At 69.5% G+C, this 14,738-nt stretch carries 31 protein-coding genes; 17 read left to right on the forward strand and 14 right to left on the reverse strand.

Features of this window, described 5'->3' with window-relative positions:
- Positions 1-50 precede the first annotated feature (50 nt).
- From DK389_RS27790 to DK389_RS27815, 7 genes are all read right to left on the reverse strand, one after another.
- Complete coding sequence (locus tag DK389_RS27790) at positions 51-701, reverse strand: glutathione S-transferase family protein (protein ID WP_109894578.1); 651 nt, start codon at positions 699-701, stop codon at positions 51-53.
- Positions 698-952: a GyrI-like domain-containing protein gene (locus DK389_RS27795; protein ID WP_109894580.1), complete on the reverse strand. Its 255-nt coding sequence runs from the start codon at positions 950-952 to the stop codon at positions 698-700. The genes DK389_RS27790 and DK389_RS27795 overlap by 4 nt, the downstream gene beginning before the upstream one ends.
- On the reverse strand, positions 874-1,179 hold the full coding sequence (locus tag DK389_RS33040; RefSeq protein ID WP_162560903.1) for a hypothetical protein: 306 nt from the start codon (positions 1,177-1,179) through the stop codon (positions 874-876). Before DK389_RS33040 ends, DK389_RS27795 begins: the two co-directional genes overlap by 79 nt.
- The gene (locus tag DK389_RS27800) at positions 1,176-1,607 is read right to left on the reverse strand and encodes a VOC family protein (RefSeq protein ID WP_109894582.1); all 432 of its coding nucleotides are present in this window, start codon (positions 1,605-1,607) and stop codon (positions 1,176-1,178) included. Before DK389_RS27800 ends, DK389_RS33040 begins: the two co-directional genes overlap by 4 nt.
- A complete protein-coding gene (locus DK389_RS27805; RefSeq protein ID WP_109894584.1) occupies positions 1,598-2,110 on the reverse strand; it encodes an SRPBCC family protein in 513 nt (170 codons plus the stop codon). Before DK389_RS27805 ends, DK389_RS27800 begins: the two co-directional genes overlap by 10 nt.
- Entirely contained in the window at positions 2,107-2,442 is a 336-nt protein-coding gene (locus DK389_RS27810) for an ArsR/SmtB family transcription factor (RefSeq protein ID WP_109894586.1), read from the reverse strand. The genes DK389_RS27805 and DK389_RS27810 overlap by 4 nt, the downstream gene beginning before the upstream one ends.
- A 111-nt stretch (positions 2,443-2,553) precedes the next feature.
- Positions 2,554-3,030 carry a VOC family protein gene (locus DK389_RS27815; protein WP_109894588.1) on the reverse strand — a complete coding sequence of 159 codons (477 nt, stop codon included), beginning with the start codon at positions 3,028-3,030 and terminating at the stop codon, positions 2,554-2,556.
- A gap of 407 nt (positions 3,031-3,437) precedes the next feature.
- On the opposite strand from DK389_RS27815, the gene DK389_RS27820 reads away from it, so the two are divergent.
- Both DK389_RS27820 and DK389_RS27825 read left to right on the forward strand, forming a co-directional pair.
- Positions 3,438-3,788 (forward strand): hypothetical protein, encoded by a 351-nt coding sequence (locus tag DK389_RS27820; protein WP_109896906.1) that lies wholly within the window; start codon positions 3,438-3,440, stop codon positions 3,786-3,788.
- 171 nt (positions 3,789-3,959) lie between these two features.
- A complete protein-coding gene (locus DK389_RS27825; protein ID WP_109894590.1) occupies positions 3,960-4,571 on the forward strand; it encodes a hypothetical protein in 612 nt (203 codons plus the stop codon).
- A gap of 120 nt (positions 4,572-4,691) precedes the next feature.
- On the opposite strand, the gene DK389_RS27830 is transcribed toward DK389_RS27825, so the two are convergent.
- Both DK389_RS27830 and DK389_RS35805 read right to left on the reverse strand, forming a co-directional pair.
- Positions 4,692-4,889, reverse strand: coding sequence for a CsbD family protein (locus DK389_RS27830; protein ID WP_109894592.1), 198 nt, complete (start codon positions 4,887-4,889; stop codon positions 4,692-4,694).
- Between the two features lie 132 nt (positions 4,890-5,021).
- Positions 5,022-5,624: a septal ring lytic transglycosylase RlpA family protein gene (locus DK389_RS35805; protein WP_418292080.1), complete on the reverse strand. Its 603-nt coding sequence runs from the start codon at positions 5,622-5,624 to the stop codon at positions 5,022-5,024.
- A 222-nt stretch (positions 5,625-5,846) separates the two neighbouring features.
- On the opposite strand from DK389_RS35805, the gene DK389_RS33045 reads away from it, so the two are divergent.
- The 3 genes from DK389_RS33045 to DK389_RS27845 all read left to right on the forward strand — a co-directional run bounded on the left by DK389_RS33045 (position 5,847) and on the right by DK389_RS27845 (position 6,667).
- Positions 5,847-6,185: a hypothetical protein gene (locus DK389_RS33045; RefSeq protein WP_162560904.1), complete on the forward strand. Its 339-nt coding sequence runs from the start codon at positions 5,847-5,849 to the stop codon at positions 6,183-6,185.
- Positions 6,186-6,249: 64 nt separating this feature from the next.
- Positions 6,250-6,447 carry a hypothetical protein gene (locus DK389_RS27840; protein ID WP_109894594.1) on the forward strand — a complete coding sequence of 66 codons (198 nt, stop codon included), beginning with the start codon at positions 6,250-6,252 and terminating at the stop codon, positions 6,445-6,447.
- Positions 6,437-6,667, forward strand: a complete 231-nt coding sequence (locus DK389_RS27845) for a hypothetical protein (protein ID WP_109894596.1) — start codon at positions 6,437-6,439, stop codon at positions 6,665-6,667. The genes DK389_RS27840 and DK389_RS27845 overlap by 11 nt, the downstream gene beginning before the upstream one ends.
- Positions 6,668-6,694: 27 nt before the next feature.
- On the opposite strand, the gene DK389_RS34685 is transcribed toward DK389_RS27845, so the two are convergent.
- Positions 6,695-6,982: a hypothetical protein gene (locus tag DK389_RS34685; protein WP_236960407.1), complete on the reverse strand. Its 288-nt coding sequence runs from the start codon at positions 6,980-6,982 to the stop codon at positions 6,695-6,697.
- 55 nt (positions 6,983-7,037) lie between these two features.
- Between DK389_RS34685 and DK389_RS27855 the strand changes: the two genes are divergently transcribed.
- The 7 genes from DK389_RS27855 to DK389_RS27880 all read left to right on the forward strand — a co-directional run bounded on the left by DK389_RS27855 (position 7,038) and on the right by DK389_RS27880 (position 10,205).
- Positions 7,038-7,241, forward strand: coding sequence for a hypothetical protein (locus DK389_RS27855; protein WP_162560905.1), 204 nt, complete (start codon positions 7,038-7,040; stop codon positions 7,239-7,241).
- Positions 7,242-7,334: 93 nt separating this feature from the next.
- On the forward strand, positions 7,335-7,775 hold the full coding sequence (locus DK389_RS27860; RefSeq protein WP_109894600.1) for a response regulator: 441 nt from the start codon (positions 7,335-7,337) through the stop codon (positions 7,773-7,775).
- Positions 7,776-7,931: 156 nt separating this feature from the next.
- Entirely contained in the window at positions 7,932-8,087 is a 156-nt protein-coding gene (locus DK389_RS33050; protein WP_162560906.1) for a hypothetical protein, read from the forward strand.
- 18 nt (positions 8,088-8,105) lie between these two features.
- On the forward strand, positions 8,106-8,339 hold the full coding sequence (locus tag DK389_RS27865; RefSeq protein WP_109894602.1) for a ribosome modulation factor: 234 nt from the start codon (positions 8,106-8,108) through the stop codon (positions 8,337-8,339).
- Positions 8,336-8,833 carry a hypothetical protein gene (locus DK389_RS33055; RefSeq protein WP_162560907.1) on the forward strand — a complete coding sequence of 166 codons (498 nt, stop codon included), beginning with the start codon at positions 8,336-8,338 and terminating at the stop codon, positions 8,831-8,833. Before DK389_RS27865 ends, DK389_RS33055 begins: the two co-directional genes overlap by 4 nt.
- Before the next feature lie 32 nt (positions 8,834-8,865).
- On the forward strand, positions 8,866-9,162 hold the full coding sequence (locus DK389_RS27870) for a hypothetical protein (protein ID WP_109894604.1): 297 nt from the start codon (positions 8,866-8,868) through the stop codon (positions 9,160-9,162).
- Between the two features lie 563 nt (positions 9,163-9,725).
- Positions 9,726-10,205, forward strand: coding sequence for a hypothetical protein (locus tag DK389_RS27880; RefSeq protein WP_109894608.1), 480 nt, complete (start codon positions 9,726-9,728; stop codon positions 10,203-10,205).
- Positions 10,206-10,699: 494 nt separating this feature from the next.
- Here the strand turns inward: DK389_RS27880 and DK389_RS33565 are convergent, their stop codons facing one another.
- The gene (locus tag DK389_RS33565; RefSeq protein WP_194075126.1) at positions 10,700-10,870 is read right to left on the reverse strand and encodes a hypothetical protein; all 171 of its coding nucleotides are present in this window, start codon (positions 10,868-10,870) and stop codon (positions 10,700-10,702) included.
- A gap of 664 nt (positions 10,871-11,534) precedes the next feature.
- On the opposite strand from DK389_RS33565, the gene DK389_RS27890 reads away from it, so the two are divergent.
- From DK389_RS27890 to DK389_RS27905, 4 genes are all read left to right on the forward strand, one after another.
- Positions 11,535-11,762: a hypothetical protein gene (locus DK389_RS27890; RefSeq protein ID WP_109894612.1), complete on the forward strand. Its 228-nt coding sequence runs from the start codon at positions 11,535-11,537 to the stop codon at positions 11,760-11,762.
- Positions 11,763-12,036: 274 nt separating this feature from the next.
- A complete protein-coding gene (locus tag DK389_RS27895; protein WP_109894614.1) occupies positions 12,037-12,327 on the forward strand; it encodes a hypothetical protein in 291 nt (96 codons plus the stop codon).
- A 90-nt stretch (positions 12,328-12,417) separates the two neighbouring features.
- Positions 12,418-12,660 (forward strand): DUF6522 family protein, encoded by a 243-nt coding sequence (locus DK389_RS27900; RefSeq protein WP_109894616.1) that lies wholly within the window; start codon positions 12,418-12,420, stop codon positions 12,658-12,660.
- A gap of 160 nt (positions 12,661-12,820) precedes the next feature.
- The gene (locus tag DK389_RS27905) at positions 12,821-13,060 is read left to right on the forward strand and encodes a hypothetical protein (RefSeq protein ID WP_109894618.1); all 240 of its coding nucleotides are present in this window, start codon (positions 12,821-12,823) and stop codon (positions 13,058-13,060) included.
- Between the two features lie 85 nt (positions 13,061-13,145).
- Here DK389_RS27905 and DK389_RS27910 read toward each other — a convergent pair whose 3' ends face one another.
- The 3 genes from DK389_RS27910 to DK389_RS27920 all read right to left on the reverse strand — a co-directional run bounded on the left by DK389_RS27910 (position 13,146) and on the right by DK389_RS27920 (position 14,301).
- On the reverse strand, positions 13,146-13,355 hold the full coding sequence (locus DK389_RS27910; protein ID WP_109894620.1) for a hypothetical protein: 210 nt from the start codon (positions 13,353-13,355) through the stop codon (positions 13,146-13,148).
- Between the two features lie 367 nt (positions 13,356-13,722).
- A complete protein-coding gene (locus DK389_RS27915) occupies positions 13,723-13,932 on the reverse strand; it encodes a hypothetical protein (protein ID WP_109894622.1) in 210 nt (69 codons plus the stop codon).
- A gap of 186 nt (positions 13,933-14,118) precedes the next feature.
- On the reverse strand, positions 14,119-14,301 hold the full coding sequence (locus tag DK389_RS27920; protein ID WP_109894624.1) for a hypothetical protein: 183 nt from the start codon (positions 14,299-14,301) through the stop codon (positions 14,119-14,121).
- A gap of 208 nt (positions 14,302-14,509) precedes the next feature.
- On the opposite strand from DK389_RS27920, the gene DK389_RS27925 reads away from it, so the two are divergent.
- Positions 14,510-14,710: a hypothetical protein gene (locus DK389_RS27925; RefSeq protein WP_109894626.1), complete on the forward strand. Its 201-nt coding sequence runs from the start codon at positions 14,510-14,512 to the stop codon at positions 14,708-14,710.
- Positions 14,711-14,738 lie beyond the last annotated feature (28 nt).

Genomic DNA, 14,738 nt, shown 5'->3' on the forward strand with positions numbered 1-14,738 from the left:
CGGCGCCCGCGCGGACCGGCGGGCGGGCCCCGCGAGGGGCCGGACGTCCGTCAGCGGTCCGACGCCGCGGCGAAAACCGACAGCTGCGCGTCGAAGGCCCGCCTGAAGGCGGGCCGCGCTTCGCCGCGGGCCACGTAGGCGAGGAGGTTCGGATATTCCTCCAGCAGACCCGATCCGCTCAGCCGGCGCAGGACCGTCACCATCAGCAGGTCGCCGGCGCTGAACGCGCGCTCGAGCCAGTCCCGATCGCCGAGGCGACGGGAGAGATCGCCCAGGCGCGCGCGGACCCGATCGTCGAGGAGGGGCAGGCGCGCCGCGTACCAAGCCGCGTCGCTCTCCAGAAGCGTCGCCATGCCGCGATCGACGATCGGCGGCTCCATCGTGCTGTGCGCGGAGAACATCCAGGCGATCGCGCGCGCCCGGCCGTCGGCGTCATCCGGCAGCAGGCCCGAATGGCGCTCCGCGATATGGAGGACGATCGCTCCCGACTCGAACAGGGCGAGGTCGCCGTCTTCGTAGGTCGGAATCTGCCCGAAGGGATGGAGCGCCCGATGCGCGGGTTCCTTCATCTCGGCGAAAGACAGGAGGCGAACGCCGTAGGGCTGGCCCACTTCCTCGAGGGCCCAACGGACGGGCATGTCACGCGCCAATCCCCTGCCGCGATCGGGCGACCGCGCGAAGGCCGAGAGGGTCGGGCTCATGGGGCGGCTCCGGATGGATGGAGAAGGGCGAACAGGTCCGTCTCCGCCGCGTCGCCGTCCGGGCCCGATGCGGTGTAGACTTCCCAATGCAAGCCCGTGCGCGCGCGCCCCTCGCATCCGGCGAGGAGGCGCTCCCAGGCGGCCGGCAGGGCCGCGTAGGAGCCGGTCAGCCTCAGGTGCGCCGCCCGACCGGCCGGCAGCGTGAGCAGGCTGACCTCGCCCGTCGCCGCGACCGGACGCGGGACGAACACGCCGGGGCGTAGTCGACGAGCCCGCCGTCGAGCGGGCGCCACACCGTCAGCGGCGGCCCGTCAGGGGCGACGCCGGCATCCCGCAGCGCCGCCTCCAGCAGAGACCGGGCATGGCGCTGCGCGCGGCCCATCTCGGCGTACCCGACGCGCTGGCGGACCACGGCCGCGAGGCGCGGAGCCACGTCGACGATCCCGATGGGGCCGAGGGCGGCGCTCAGGTCGGTCACGCGGCCTCTCCCTCGACTCGGGCCGGCGGCTCGCAATCGATCATCCAGGGCACGCCGAAGCGGTCGACCAGCATGCCGAAGCGCTCGCTCCAGAACGTCTGCTGCAGCGGCATCGTGACCGCGCCGCCCTCGGCAAGAGCCGCGAAGGCGCGCTCGGCCTCGGCGACGCTGCCGGCCGCGACCTGAACGCAGAAGCCGCCGAGGGGCTTGGCCCGGCCGGGCGGGGCGTCGGAGCCCATCAACCGGCGCCCGCCGAGATCCAGGCAGGCATGCATGATTTTGTCCTGCCACTCGGGCGGCACGTGGCTCGCGGCGGGCGTGTCGGCATGCTTGAGCATGAGCGTGATCTCGCCGCCCAGGATCCGCTGGTAGGTCCGGAAGGCCTCCTCGCACCGGCCTGACAGGAACAGGTACTGGTTCAACCGCATGGATGATCTCCTCCGCTCCGCAGGTATCCGTCGAGCCGATCGAGCGTGCTGCTCCAGCCCCGGCTATGGCCACCGGCACTGCGCTCGCTGACGAGGCCGTCCTGGGTCAGGGTCAGGCGCGTGCGCCCGCCGTCCAGGCGGTCGAACCGGACGGTGACGACCGTCTCGACGCCCGGCCCGTCCTCGTGGTTGGTCCCCTCCCACCGGAAGGTGAAGCGCAGCAGGTTCGGCGGATCGACCTCGAGGTAGTGCCCGGATTGCCAGAGGACGTCGCGGCCGTCGTGAGCCGTCAGGCAGGCCCGCCAAGCGCCCCCCACCCGGAGGTCGGCCCTGACCTCCGTGGCCGGCCATTCCGACGGGCCGAGCCAGCGCAGCATCTCCTCGGGGCGCGCCCAGGCCCGCCACACGCGCTCGACCGGGGCCGCGAAGTCGCGCGTGATCGAGAGCCGGGGACGGGCGAGCCTCTCCGGGGCCGCGGCACCCCGATCCGTCGGGGCCGTCATGGCGCGTCCGGCTCGTCGGCCGTCGCGGCGAGATGGGCGGCCAGCCGGTCGAAGCTGCCCTCCCAGTGCTGGCGGCAGGCGTCGATCCAGTGGCTCATCTCGGCGAAGGCCTCGGGCTGAAGGCGGACCGGACGGACCACGGATCGCGCGCCGCGCGCGATCAGGCCGGCGCGCTCCAGAACGTCGAGGTGCTTGGCGACGCCGGGCGTGCTCATCGCGAGGGGCTGGGCCAGATCGCTGAGCGTCGTCTCGCCCAGCGCGAGGCGGGCGAGGATGGCGCGGCGCGTGGGATCGGAGAGAGCCGAGAACTTCGCGCTGAGGGGGTCCGCCATCTTTTAAACCGATCAGCTAATTCGCCGATCGGTTAAATCGAAGCCGGACGCCCTTGTCAAGACAGGCTCCGACGAAGGCGCTGCGGCCGCGGACCGGAAGCCGACGCGACGTCAGCCGCGACGCGCCGCCTCGATCGCCGCGACGTCGATCTTGCGCATGGTCATCATGGCCGCGAAGGCGCGTTTCGCCTCCTCGCCGCCGGCCGCCATCGCGGCGGTGAGCACGCGCGGCGTGATCTGCCACGAGATGCCCCAGCGATCCTTGCACCAGCCGCAGGCGCTCTCCTGTCCGCCATGGCCGACGATCGCGTTCCACAGCCGGTCCGTCTCCGCCTGGTCGTCCGTGGCGATCTGGAACGAGAAGGCCTCATTGTGCCGGCAGGTTGGCCCGCCGTTCAGGCCGATGCAGGGGATGCCGGCCACCGTGAACTCGACCGTCAGCACATCGCCCGCCTGTCCCGACGGGTAATCGGCCGGCGCCCGGTGGACAGCCCCCATCGCGCTCTCCGGAAAGGTCTCGACGTAGAAGCGGGCGGCGGCCTCGGCGTCCTTGTCGAACCAGAGGCAGATCGTGTTCTTGGCGACCATGGCGGCTCCTCCCTCGCGCGGCTGGCGACCCGGCACCGCCGCCGGCCCGCATGGATGCTGCCACGCGCCGGCGATCCAACCATCGGATGTCGGACCTGCCAAGGGTCGCGGCCTTGCGCCCCTGCAGGCCGTTCGAGCCGATCCCGGCGGCCTCCCGGAAGCGGTGCTTCGCATGGCCCGCCCCGGGAATCGGTGCTTCCGGTCGCCTGCCGCGATCGGAAGGAGCCTGTGAGACCTGACACCGTTCGTGCGGTGTCGCCTCGCAATGCGATTCCGCAGGGTCCTTTCAGAGAAATCAGCCCCGGCAATCCTGCGCGATGCTTGTCCGTGCCGTTTGCGCACCAAGCATTGGCAGGCCATGAGAACTGATGCAGCCTCGCGGAGAGGGGGACTTGGAGGAGCGCGTCATGCACAAGTTGCTCGTCTCCCTGATTGCGGCCCTGGCGCTGGGGCTCATCTTCACCTCGACCGCCGATGCACAGCGGTTCGGCTATGGCTGGCGTGGCGGCGGCTTCGGATGGCGCGGTGGTGGCCTCGGCTGGCGGGGCGGCTGGGGCGGCTATCGGGGCTGGGGCTACGGACGCGGCCTCGGCTACGGTGCGGCGGCCGCGGGACTCGGCTTTGCAACCGGGGCGGCGCTCGCCTCAGGGTATGGCTACGGGTATGGCTATCCCGCCTACGGGTACGGCTACGGGTACGCCCCGACCGCCTATTCCTACTACGGCTCCCCCTACGGGTATGGCGGCTGCGGCTGGTGAGCCGAAGACGTCGGTCCGTTCGCGGAACCGACGTCTGGTCGACGGGGGCCGAGAGGCCCATCGACCGATGCGCGTCCCTGCCGATCAATGGGCGTCCCTGCCGATCAAGCGCCCTACGGAGACGTCGCTAGGATGAAGCTGCCGGCTTCCGGGCCGCAGCGAGGGGCGTCCATGAGCGAGCCGCAGCCGCGATCGTCATCCATTCCCGCCCTCGCCCCGTCGCGGACAGCGGACCGCACCGAGGGCTGGACGCGGCGGAGTGGCCGCTGGATCCTCGCGGAGGCCAAGCGGATCCTCGGCATCTTCGCCTACCTGTGGGTCGTGTTCGGGCTCCTCATCCTGCACGAGCACATCGTCCTGTCCCGCCACGGCGTCGGGTACGGCTTCTACGGATTGGCCTTCCTCAATGCCTGGATCCTGGCCAAGATCATGCTCGTGGGCGAGAGCCTGGACGTGCTCCCACTCTTCCGCGGGCGGCCACTCGCCTACCCGATCGTGACCCGGTCCTGCGTGTTCGCGGCGCTCCTCGTGTGCGCCTACTCCCTGGAGGAGATGGCCGTCGCGCTCTGGCGCGGGAAGACGCTGGCCGAGAGCGTGCCGGCCCTCGGCGGCGGCGGGATCGGCGGCGTCGCGTCGGTGACCCTGATCATGGCCGTCGCTCTGATCCCCTATTTCGCGTTCCGGGAACTCGGCCGGGTGCTGGGGCGGGAGCGCCTGCGAACCCTCCTGTTTCGGGACGGGACTGCCCTGTCCTTCGGGGGGCCGGACGGGTCAGGGCGCTGACGGCTCGCCGCCAACCTGCCCCTGGCGCTCGGCCTCTCGATCGACCTCCGGCGCGCGGGTCGGGTACGGCCCCTCGCGCCCACCTGTCGGCCGGCGCGAGAGGGTTGCGCAGGGGGTCTCCTACTTGCCCTTGAGGGCATCCTTGATGCCGCCCACCGCATTCTGCACTTTGCCCTTCACCTGATCGAGCTTGCCCTCGTTCTTGAGCTTCTCGTCGCCGACCAGCCTGCCGGCGCCTTCCTTGACCTTGCCGCCGAGGTTCTTCGCGGCGCCCTCGGTGCGGTCCGGATCGACCTCCTGGTCCTTGTCGACGGCCATCGCTTCCTCCTGAACTGCGCGCTGCCGGTCGCAGCGCCTCGGGAAGCGAACGGTGCCGTGAGGATGCGGTTCCGGGCGGCCGGTCCGGGCCGCCCATCCGCGTCGGCGTCTCGCCCGTGCGCGCCCGCCTCGCTAATCGGCCCGATAGAGGGCCACCCTGCCGATGCCCTCGATGCCGAGCGCCCGCGCGCTGCCGCGCGACAGGTCGATGACGTAGTTCCGTTTGGCTTTCGTCCGCTCGTTCGTGCGGTCGGTGATGCGCACCACCACGGAACGATTGTTCGTCCGGTTGACGACCCGAACGCGTGACCCGAACGGCAGCGTCGCGTGGGCGGCCGTGAATCCGTCCGGGTTGTACCGCTCGCCGCTCGCGGTTCGTCCGGGGTGCTGATACCAGGTGGCACGCCCGCTTCCCAACGGGGCGCCCTCCCTGCGGGCCGGATGCTGACGGCCCGGCATCGTCTCCGCCGCGATCCGCCCCGAAGCCGGCATGGAGCCCGTCGTCTGCACGGCGTCGTCCGCCTGCAGGGACGGCGGCGGAAGCTGCGCGCTGATCTGCGGATAGGTGAAGAGCGGTGCAGTCCGTGCCGGAGGATCGAAGCGGTCATCCTGGGACGACGTCGAGATCTCCCCTGCTTGGGCGATGGATATCCCAGCATAAACTACGCAGATGCTCGCGACTAAACTCATCCAGAGGCGGGGATGGGGTCGGTCTGCTCGTTGGATGACCGACATGATGTCCAAACCTTAGTTGCTCATCAATTGAGCCGAATAAAGCATGCATGCTTGCGTGGTTCCGGAATCGAGATGAATTGAGATCAAGCGTCTGTTTTCGGACCAGGGCGGCGCCCGACGATGGCTCTGGATTGCCGGTGATTGACGATTTGGGCGCAGGAGAACTGATCGCGCGAGCTTGGCCGAAGAGCGCGCGTGACGCGATCGAGGCCACGTGACCGCATGCGCCGCGTGAGCGGAGGCGCCCGGTTGCGCATCGTGGTGGATGGCAGGGAGCCGAGCATCGGGCGCACCGTCGCGGTGCCGCTCTCGATCAGCCACGAGGGGCTGCAGGAGATCGTCGAGGCGACGAGTCCCGGTCCATCATCGATGGACGATGAGGGTCGCGCCTTCCCTCATGAGAGTCGTTTGACACGATTCTCCGTGGCCGACCGCTCGGGGCCGTCCCCGCCCGCCCGCGGCGGTGCGGGCATCGCGCACGCGACCGGCGCACGGGCGGACGGGCGGAACGGAGCCTCTCCGGCCTGTCCGCGCCGCCATTCCCCGCGTCCCGCGCGATGAGGGGGCACGGCGGAATGTGAGGCCGCGGCGGAACCCGAGGCGGCTGCCGGACGGTTCTCTCCCGATGGAGGATGATCGGAACGAAGACGATTCCTTGCTGGATGAAGCACTTCGCTACCTCATTGCGCGTGGTTTCCGCGTGGAAATCGTGAACAACGGGGGGCGGAGATCGTATTTCTTCGAGGGCGAAGAGACCGATCGGCTCCATATCCTGGCCACGGCCCGCTTGCTCGGCATGGAGCGAAGCGACCGTGCCCCATGACAGCCCGCTGCCGGTGCTGACACGCAAGATCCTCGGTGCTCTGACCCAGGATTTCGCATCGCCCGGCACGATCGCGTTGCGGGCGGGAATACCGACGATCCGGCGTGCCCAGATCGTCGCCCTCGTCTGCAGGGACTTGGAGCAGCGCGGGCTCGCCGAGCGGAGCGGGCCGAAGCATCAACCGCGCTGGCGCCGACGTGACGAGCCCCACGAACCGTGAGGAACGGGCTCGGACGCGATCGCGGGGTCAGCCGCCGGCCTGCTCCTCATCCTCGGCCACCGTCGTGAATTGTCGAGCCAGGGCCTCGACCTGACGCGCCGTCGCGATCACCCTGAACACGTGGCCGTCATCGGCCTCGATCGTGAGTTCATAGCCGTCGGGAACGTCCGTGACCTGCACACGGACCAGCTTCTTCGGATCGGACATGGACAGCAGCCAGAGCGAGGGGATGCCCGACGAGCATGACGGCGCTCCCAGCCGGCCGCAACCCACGGATTTGTCCGGTCCGCGGTGCCAGCGCCCGCGTTCCGTCAACGTCTCCGCCTCGTGAGACGTTGAACGCGACCCAGCCAGCCCTTGGAGCCCCCTCATGGCCCATCTCGACGCGATCGATCCCGGCCACGACAAGCCCGCCCCGCAGGCGGAACCCGCGACGCCCGACACCGAGGCGCCTGCCGCCCCGCCGGATCCGGCCGAGCCGCCGCCGGACATCGACGCCGGCATCCCCGAGCCGCTGAAGCGCGACGTCGTCCCCGGTGAGCGGCCTGCCGACATGCCGCTGCCGGCTCGGTAGAGGCTCGGGCCGACCGAGCCGGTGCCCATCCCGCATGAGGCCGAACCCGGCCCGTCCGCGTTGATGGGGTCACCGTCCCGGAAAGGCAGACCCATGGCCGACGCCTCCGTGCCGACCGCGTTCGGCGTCCTCATCGTCGAGGACGTTCCCGTGCAGAGGATGGCTGCCGCGAGCGCCTTGCGGGATGCGGGGCTGCGCGTGGCCGAGGCTTCGACGGTCGACGGCGCGACCGCCGCTCTCGATGCCGATCCGGACATCCGCATCATGGTGACCGACATCGATCTCGTGGGTGAGCCGCTGACCGGCCTGACCCTGGCCAAGGCGGTCGCCGCACGCTGGCCCGAGATCGCGCTGCTGATCGTGTCCGGCGTCGTTGTGCCGGAGCCGGAGGCGATGCCGCAGGGCGCGCGCTTCCTGCGAAAGCCGTTCGAGGCGGAGACGCTGCTCGGCGCCGTCCGCGACCTCGTCGCGACGCGAGCCGCGGGCGCGCTGGAACCGGACCCGCGTGACATCTCGGGGCGGATCTCGTCCTGACGCGGCCTGCCCGCAGGGCGCGCGGCTGTCGGCGCGTTTCGCCTGAAGGCCACAGAGGGACCGCGCTGTCACCGCTCTTGAGGATCCGGGGCGGCCATATTCCGTTCCTCTCTCGGGAGTCGCCTCGGCGGCTCGCCCGAACGCGCAGAGGAAGCGATGGCCGACGACAAGCAGAAGCTCTCCGAAGTCGACGCGCAGCCCGGAACAGGGTCCGTCAAGCCGCAGCCTGCCGAGCCCGGACAATCGCCCAAACCCTCCGAGGTGGATGCCCAGCCTGACAAGCCGGCGCCGGACGACCGCGACGCACGCTAGGCGCGGAGAGAGGCGACGATGTCCTTTCCGGATCGCTCACCTGCCGCCGTCAGCGTGGAAGGGCGACATGCCTTCGATCGGGGCGATCCCATCGAGGCCAATCCCTACCCGGAGGGCTCGGACGACCACGCCGCCTGGAAGCGCGGCTGGCAGATGCCGGACGGCGAGCGCGCCGAGGCATCGATGCCGGACGCCGCGCAGCCGCTGCCGGAACACCCGGGCGGCGGCGGAAGCGAGACGGCGCCGGGTTGATTGCTGCGTCGCGGGTCATCGAGCGATGGCTGGCGGAGCGCTCACCGGCCGCCGGATCGAACGACCCGTCCGCGCGCTGCGGCCGATCGGTGTGGCCGGAACACGGGCGGCAGGCCTGCGCTTCGTCTCAGGGACGGCATCCGGATCGCGGGAGCTTTCCGAATGCGGTGCCGCAGCCAGAACTCGAGAAGTACCAAGCCTGTAAATTCGAGCGCGATCAGCGTCATGCGGGTGAGGCGCGACAATCCTCTCGCCTCCCAATTGCCGATCAGAGACATAGCCTCGACCTCGAACGACGGCGACATACAGTCGATCAAGCCGGCATTCCGATGGACGTTCCCGGACGGTATGTCGTGGCCGCGATGGCAAAAGGATTACGACCGGGCAGACGTGAGAAAAGCTGGGGCGGCACGAGCATATGGAAGGCGCAAGACGAGAATATTTCGGAATTCACTGCCGGTCTGATGAACATCGTCACGGATCAGGCGTTCTGAATCTGAGTTCGATTCATGGAAGGAAACGCATCATGTCCACGAAGACGATCGCTCTTGCAACGGGCCTCGCTCTCTCGCTCACCGGCGCGGCCTGGGCTCAGACGGCGGCCGGGGGCGGCAGCGCCGAAGGCAACATGAACAGCCCCGGCAGCGTGAAGAGCAACAGCGAGAAGGCGATGGAGCGCTCGACCGGGTCCGCCACCGGGGGAACGGCCGTGGGTGGCGCACCGGCCACGACCGGCACGGCGGGCTCGACCAGCGGTCACAGCGGCGGCGGCAACATGAGCACGGGCGGCACGACGGGCGGCACGGCAGCCGGCGCCCGCTGAGCGTTCCGGTTCAGGAACCATCTGAAGGAGGGCCGGCCATGCCGGCCCTTCTCACGTCAGCTCGAGCCTGTTGCGTGAGCCGCCGACGGCTCGGCGGCGTCCTCGCGCATCGCCGCCCGCCGCCACATCTCGGCCTTCCGCTGGCACCGCGCCGACGCCTCCTCGTTGCCGGCGATGGCCCAGCTCTGCGCCACGCGCCGCCAATGCTCCGCGCGATGCCGATGATCCTGTGCGAGAGAAGAGAACCGCATCCGGTCTGAACGTGCTCGGGCGCTTCGGGTTGCGCACCCGACGCTTCGACACCGTCACCGCCGAGCCTCGGGCGGTGGCGTGAGCGTCGGTCTCTTACGCGTCATCACACTTTCCCGCGCGTCTGCGAACCTCTGTTCTCTTCAGGAGCTGCCGACGCGGCGGAGGCACGACACGCTAAGCTTGGCAAGACTTCGTGCGGTTCAGGCTCTATTTCTTTCGTTTCGCCCAATGCAATCTTCGCGCGGCCGCACGCGTGGCTCGAGGTAAAATCATACAATTCGGGAGATCGTTCAATGTCGGGCAGGATTGTGATGTCTACCGCCGCTGCGATGTTTCTTGCCGGTGCATCGGGCGTTCTCGCGATGCCGATGAACGGCACATTCACGATGCACTACGACAAGCAGAGCCCGCAGCCGATCGCGCCGGATCACATCAAGATCGACGCGAGCGGATCGGGGATGAACAAGAGCCCCGGGCAACCTCTCGACAATGCGAAGGTCACCATCACCGAAACCGCGACCCTGATCCGAGGACAGGGCCCGCTCAAGGGAACCATCACGTTCACCACGCCGGACGGAACCACGTCGAGCCCCTACACCGGCAAGGTCATGACGGATGCTCAGGGGCGCATGACGGCCGTCGGGAAGTTCAAGGTCGCGAAGGCGACCGGCGCCTTCGCGGGCCTGAAGGGCAGCGGATCGTTCACGACGGCCTTCTCGTCGCAGACGGATCAGGTCACCGAATGGAAGGGCAACTTCAAGCCGCCGGCGGCCATGGCCTCCAGTCGGTGAGCGTCGGCGCCCGCCCGCCTCATCCGGCAAGCCCGCGCGACCACGGCACCCTCCGCAACCGGGACGGGCGCGGTTGAGCAGACACCCCGTCTGCGACATTGCGGGCGGCCCGGAGGGAGGGAACGCGCCGACCGATCGGTTCTTGATTTCCTGCAGACCATGATCTGTCGGAGGAACAATGAGCCAGTCAGACAGGCCGGATCCGTCCGGCTCCGGGACACCATCCGAGGGCGGGGGTCTCGGCAGCATCGACGACGTGCAGGGCCATCCGGGAAAGGGAAGCCCGCCCGGGCCGGATATCGATCCGTCGGCGGATCCCGATCAGCCGCGAAGCGATCCGACCCCGGGCACGCAGAGCATCCCGGCTGAGCGGGGCCCCGGATCGGAGGCCGAGAAGCAGCCGAGCTGACGTCCCGCCATGCAGCCGATCTCAGAGAAGAACCCGCCCGGCCGAGCCGGGCGGGTTCGTCCTTCGGGACTGTTCCAGGCCGATCCTACTGGCCGCCGCCGCTCCCGCCGCCGCCGCCGGACGTGTTGGAGCGCGGCTTGTTGTTCTCCTCGGCGTTGCCGGAGGCCGCCGAGGAACTCTCGGCCGGCCGGCCCTGCGCGAGAACCGGGCCGGCGGTGAACAGCGCGAGCGTCGTCAGGATAGCAAGCTTTCTCATCTTCCCTCCTTGCCCGATCTCACGGGCGTCGCCGGGTCAACACAAAGCCGGGCGAATCCGTTGCCTCAGGCTCGATTGCGGGCAAGGAAAAGCCCGCTCCGGCTGGTCGGGCCTCGGTCCCTCGGGCGGAGTCCAGCGCGATCGCGGCCGAGCCGAGCGCGGATCGCGCCGACAACCTGTCGAGCGAGGCGATCTCTTGGCCGGCCGGACGAGGCCCAGATTCGAAGCTGAGGTCCGCTCACCTAGGCGCTGAACCCTGGAACACTCAAGGACGAGTTCGGGTCGGGTCATGGTGAGGGTGGGCTGCGCTCGCGCGCTCTCCAGCCACAGCGTCGTCGTGCGCCTGAGGGCGCCGATTTGGCTCGCCCTTCGCGCCCACGTCGCAGGATCAGGACAGAGGGCGGACAGGGCTTGGCCATGTCGGCCGCCCGACGCCTCGCGGAGCGTCAGGGAGGGCAACTGAGCGACGGCCGCGGCCGGGATGGCTTCTGGAGGGATGCGCTTCGGGACGAGCCGATCGCCAGCGGGGGGGCTCGCGGGAAATCTAAATTGACGATATCGATAGTCGGTATCGAGCGCATCTGTTTGAATGATGGTGCAGCGCGAAACACATCCCTCTCACGAAACAGGGCAGAGGCCCTGAAGCATCAGAGGGATCCGTATCATGACCGTTCGTACTCTCGTTCTCGCCACGCTGGCATCCGCCGTCCTGGCCGGCACCGCGATGGCGGATGACCGCATCCACGTCACCCCGACGCTCTACCGCGATCAGGCCCGCGCCACGGCCGCCGTGCGTCCGGCATCGGAGTTGACGACGACGCCGTCCTTGACCGCGCGTGCGATCGAGGCGCCCCGCGTCGTCGTCGAGGCTACGGCGACCTTGGCCCGCTAGGGCGGCCTTCGACCCGGAGCCCCGGCATCGCGCCGGGGCTCTTCGCGCGAGATCGTCATCCTCGTCGCCGCGAAGCCGCAAATGCGAGCCCCTGCCCGTCGCGGGACACGCCGACGTGCCGACGCGCCTCACGCTTCGATCGGCCCGTTCGAGATCTGTGGCCGGAGCGACACGGTGGTCGCATGGAACGCGTGTGTGTTCCAAGCGGTACAGCTTCTAGGTCCAGCGTCGAGCTAGGATGGCTGATAGGTTTCAAGGCGATGCGGATCTTGATATGTCGGGCCTCACGCAGGAAGCTCTCGCGCAAGTACTTCAGGCTGCGCAGATATACGCTCAGGAGGAGCGCGAGCGAACCGGGAGCATCATCGCGTTGCGGTTCACGACGCTCGGGTTGACCGCCTTCGACGAGGGTGCGGTCTGCCTGCGGAACGCCACCCTGGCGTGGGGCGAGTTGGCCCATTCCGACGACCTCGTCCGCCGTCTCGCGACGATGATCCGACAGGTGGCGGAGCAGCCGAGCGGGAATCCCGCATCCGCTGCTCCGGAGGCCAGGCTGGCCGCCTGATCTCATCGCCTCGCAGGCGGCCCGGCATGTCGGGATCCGCCCCATCCGGTCCACGAGACCATCTCTGCTGATGCGCCGGCAGGAGGTTGCATGCGGTTCAATCTCGACCCTCACGGCTCCTGGCTGGTCGATCCGCGCGACCTTGCCGCCCGGCTGGGCGTCTCCGTGAGCTACCTCAAGCGCCAGATGTCCCTCGGGCTGATCTCCAGCCGCGTCGATCCTGGCCGCGACGACGACGAGGGTCGATCGCGCGTCACGATCCGGGCCGTCGCCGCGGCCTGGGAAGGCGCCTTCGATCGCGACGGCATCCTGCTCAGCGAGCGGCGGATCTGATCCGGATCGCTGCCGCCGGTCCGGGACCGGCTGCGGCTGATTGCGGGGCCCCGCCGGAGCCTCGAACCGCAGACCATGCTCGACCGTTGGCTCAAGCGCATCCTGCGCGGGGCCGAACCGGGCCGAGCGAACCACGCCCGGGCGGCCGAGGAGCACGCCCATGGCCACGGAAGCTGCGAGGATCGTCCTCGCCCGCAAGGCTCTCGACCTCTACCTGCAGGAGCACGGAGATGAGCGCCGATGGCGCTACCCCCTTGCCGGCAGCGACGTGGCCGAGTGCGATATCGTCGATCTGATGATGGACCTGATGCTCCTCGCGCGTGCGAGCGGCCACGATCCCTGCACCGTCCTGCGCAAGACGCAGGTTCACCTCGATGCCGAGATCGGGCAGCGCTGCTGAGGCGTCGCGCTCGCAGATCGGGGAAGCCCGATGATGCCCTCCGAGGGGTCGGTCCGTCCGCGCCTGCGCGCGCCTTGACGCGACGTCAGGACGGCGTTCGCGATCTCGCGGACAGCAATTCGCACAGCATGATCCGCAGGGCCCGCATCTCGCCGCGGATGAGCATCAGCTCCGTCACGCCCCGGTGCATCGCCTCGAACGAGACATGCTCGACGAACTCGCTGTCGACATACACGTCCCAGCGCTTCGCCGCCCCTTCGGCGTCCTTGAGGGCACGATCCGAAGCTTCGCTCATCGAACTTCCTCCGTTCAAGGCGGACGGGGAGCACGAGCTTGGGCGCGAAGCGCAGCCGTCGACAGACAGGGGCGGCGGAAAGGGATCGCCGCCGGTGCACCGATCCGCGCGCCGATCTTACGGCGTGCGCTCGTTCCGACGCTCCGCGATGAGGACGACGATGGCCGCCGTCAGCCCGAGAAGCAGCGGTGCGACGGCGAAGACCAGGAGGTTCATGGTCATGGCAACACCCCTGAAGGATGCCACGGGGAGCCAGTCTACAGCGTCTCGGGTGCCGAACCAAGCTGACACGGGCGCCGTTCTGTGGAGAGGCGGCCGCGCGGTCGATCGCGCGCCCCGCTCCGTCACGGGCAGCCCTGCCCTGCCGTCAATCGCGACGCTGCGCCGGTTTGAGGTGCAGGAAGCTGCGCTCGCCGGTAGCGGCATCGGCGACGTCGTCGATCGCGATCATCAGGTCGGCGAGGCTCTGCTGCCTGGAAGGCTCGACGCAGATGCGTCGAAGCGCCGTCCGCCCGGCGAGGAGCTGGGCCTCGGTCAGCACGTCGAAGTCGCGCCGTCTCCGTCGTTGCCGGCTCATACGGTCACCCTGCGATGCGACGCCACCAGGACCGGCGCGCCGGGATGGGCAGCGCCGCCGCGATGACCCCGATGCCGCCGATGGCGCCGGACAGCATGACGAGAAAGGCGGTTGCGATCATGGGTTCGTCCCCTTCGGCCCCGGTATGGGCGCGCCTCCAGGCTTTCGACCGCGCCTCCGGCTCGCTCAGCCGCGGGCTCCGTGCGCTCCGGCAGCCGGCAGCCGCACGAAGCTCTTGAGGCTGGACAAGGCGATCACGCAGCCCAGGCCCAGCAGGCACAGGCAGCCGAGGAACGCCGCCGGTCGGCCCCTGGAGAGCAGGATGGCTGCGACCAGCACGAACGCTGCAAATCCGGTCAGTATGGACATGGGATCCTCCCGCTCAGGGCGTACCGGGATATGGTTAATCGTGCGTTAACGGTGTCCCGGCGAGACCGGCGCTGCGCGTTCGGTCGGGGCTGAGCCCTGTCCCCCGGTCCGGAAGCGGACGCCGGTCCTGCGCGATCCGCATTCCTGCGGCGTTCGCTCGTACGGTCTTCTCCACCGGCGTAGGCTCGTCGCCGAGCAGGAGGGCGTCATGCTCGACCAGAGCTTTCCGATCACCGTCATGCCGCCGGCCGAAGCCGGAAAGCCCCACGTCGTCTCGACGGTTCCTCTGGGCGGCCATGTCGACGTGCAATGCGCCGAGACGGCAGAGCAGGCGGAACGCCTGACGGCCGAGATCGGCGAGCGGATCCGGCGAGCGGCCGAGACCATGGGAGGCCGCGAGGCCGGGTGATGCATCCCGCAGCGCCGCGGCGCGGGGC

The organism is Methylobacterium durans (assembly GCF_003173715.1).
GTDB classification, from domain to species: domain Bacteria; phylum Pseudomonadota; class Alphaproteobacteria; order Rhizobiales; family Beijerinckiaceae; genus Methylobacterium; species Methylobacterium durans.

Excerpts from the sequence above, each read along its gene's own strand:
- DK389_RS27880 (WP_109894608.1), top strand. The coding sequence starts at position 9,726 with ATGTCTACCGCCGCTGCGATGTTTCTTGCCGGTGCATCGGGCGTTCTC.
- DK389_RS27830 (WP_109894592.1), bottom strand. The coding sequence starts at position 4,889 with ATGGCCGTCGACAAGGACCAGGAGGTCGATCCGGACCGCACCGAGGGC.
- DK389_RS27825 (WP_109894590.1), top strand. The coding sequence starts at position 3,960 with ATGAGCGAGCCGCAGCCGCGATCGTCATCCATTCCCGCCCTCGCCCCG.
- DK389_RS27890 (WP_109894612.1), top strand. The coding sequence starts at position 11,535 with ATGACCGTTCGTACTCTCGTTCTCGCCACGCTGGCATCCGCCGTCCTG.
- DK389_RS27870 (WP_109894604.1), top strand. The coding sequence starts at position 8,866 with ATGTCCACGAAGACGATCGCTCTTGCAACGGGCCTCGCTCTCTCGCTC.
- DK389_RS33045 (WP_162560904.1), top strand. The coding sequence starts at position 5,847 with ATGCGCCGCGTGAGCGGAGGCGCCCGGTTGCGCATCGTGGTGGATGGC.
- DK389_RS27790 (WP_109894578.1), bottom strand. The coding sequence starts at position 701 with ATGAGCCCGACCCTCTCGGCCTTCGCGCGGTCGCCCGATCGCGGCAGG.
- DK389_RS27800 (WP_109894582.1), bottom strand. The coding sequence starts at position 1,607 with ATGCGGTTGAACCAGTACCTGTTCCTGTCAGGCCGGTGCGAGGAGGCC.
- DK389_RS27860 (WP_109894600.1), top strand. The coding sequence starts at position 7,335 with ATGGCCGACGCCTCCGTGCCGACCGCGTTCGGCGTCCTCATCGTCGAG.
- DK389_RS27915 (WP_109894622.1), bottom strand. The coding sequence starts at position 13,932 with ATGAGCCGGCAACGACGGAGACGGCGCGACTTCGACGTGCTGACCGAG.
- DK389_RS27900 (WP_109894616.1), top strand. The coding sequence starts at position 12,418 with ATGCGGTTCAATCTCGACCCTCACGGCTCCTGGCTGGTCGATCCGCGC.
- DK389_RS27815 (WP_109894588.1), bottom strand. The coding sequence starts at position 3,030 with ATGGTCGCCAAGAACACGATCTGCCTCTGGTTCGACAAGGACGCCGAG.
- DK389_RS27855 (WP_162560905.1), top strand. The coding sequence starts at position 7,038 with ATGGCCCATCTCGACGCGATCGATCCCGGCCACGACAAGCCCGCCCCG.
- DK389_RS27840 (WP_109894594.1), top strand. The coding sequence starts at position 6,250 with ATGGAGGATGATCGGAACGAAGACGATTCCTTGCTGGATGAAGCACTT.
- DK389_RS27905 (WP_109894618.1), top strand. The coding sequence starts at position 12,821 with ATGGCCACGGAAGCTGCGAGGATCGTCCTCGCCCGCAAGGCTCTCGAC.
- DK389_RS35805 (WP_418292080.1), bottom strand. The coding sequence starts at position 5,624 with ATGTCGGTCATCCAACGAGCAGACCGACCCCATCCCCGCCTCTGGATG.
- DK389_RS27920 (WP_109894624.1), bottom strand. The coding sequence starts at position 14,301 with ATGTCCATACTGACCGGATTTGCAGCGTTCGTGCTGGTCGCAGCCATC.
- DK389_RS33565 (WP_194075126.1), bottom strand. The coding sequence starts at position 10,870 with ATGAGAAAGCTTGCTATCCTGACGACGCTCGCGCTGTTCACCGCCGGC.
- DK389_RS27805 (WP_109894584.1), bottom strand. The coding sequence starts at position 2,110 with ATGACGGCCCCGACGGATCGGGGTGCCGCGGCCCCGGAGAGGCTCGCC.
- DK389_RS27925 (WP_109894626.1), top strand. The coding sequence starts at position 14,510 with ATGCTCGACCAGAGCTTTCCGATCACCGTCATGCCGCCGGCCGAAGCC.
- DK389_RS27810 (WP_109894586.1), bottom strand. The coding sequence starts at position 2,442 with ATGGCGGACCCCCTCAGCGCGAAGTTCTCGGCTCTCTCCGATCCCACG.
- DK389_RS27910 (WP_109894620.1), bottom strand. The coding sequence starts at position 13,355 with ATGAGCGAAGCTTCGGATCGTGCCCTCAAGGACGCCGAAGGGGCGGCG.
- DK389_RS27865 (WP_109894602.1), top strand. The coding sequence starts at position 8,106 with ATGTCCTTTCCGGATCGCTCACCTGCCGCCGTCAGCGTGGAAGGGCGA.
- DK389_RS27895 (WP_109894614.1), top strand. The coding sequence starts at position 12,037 with ATGTCGGGCCTCACGCAGGAAGCTCTCGCGCAAGTACTTCAGGCTGCG.
- DK389_RS33050 (WP_162560906.1), top strand. The coding sequence starts at position 7,932 with ATGGCCGACGACAAGCAGAAGCTCTCCGAAGTCGACGCGCAGCCCGGA.
- DK389_RS27820 (WP_109896906.1), top strand. The coding sequence starts at position 3,438 with ATGCACAAGTTGCTCGTCTCCCTGATTGCGGCCCTGGCGCTGGGGCTC.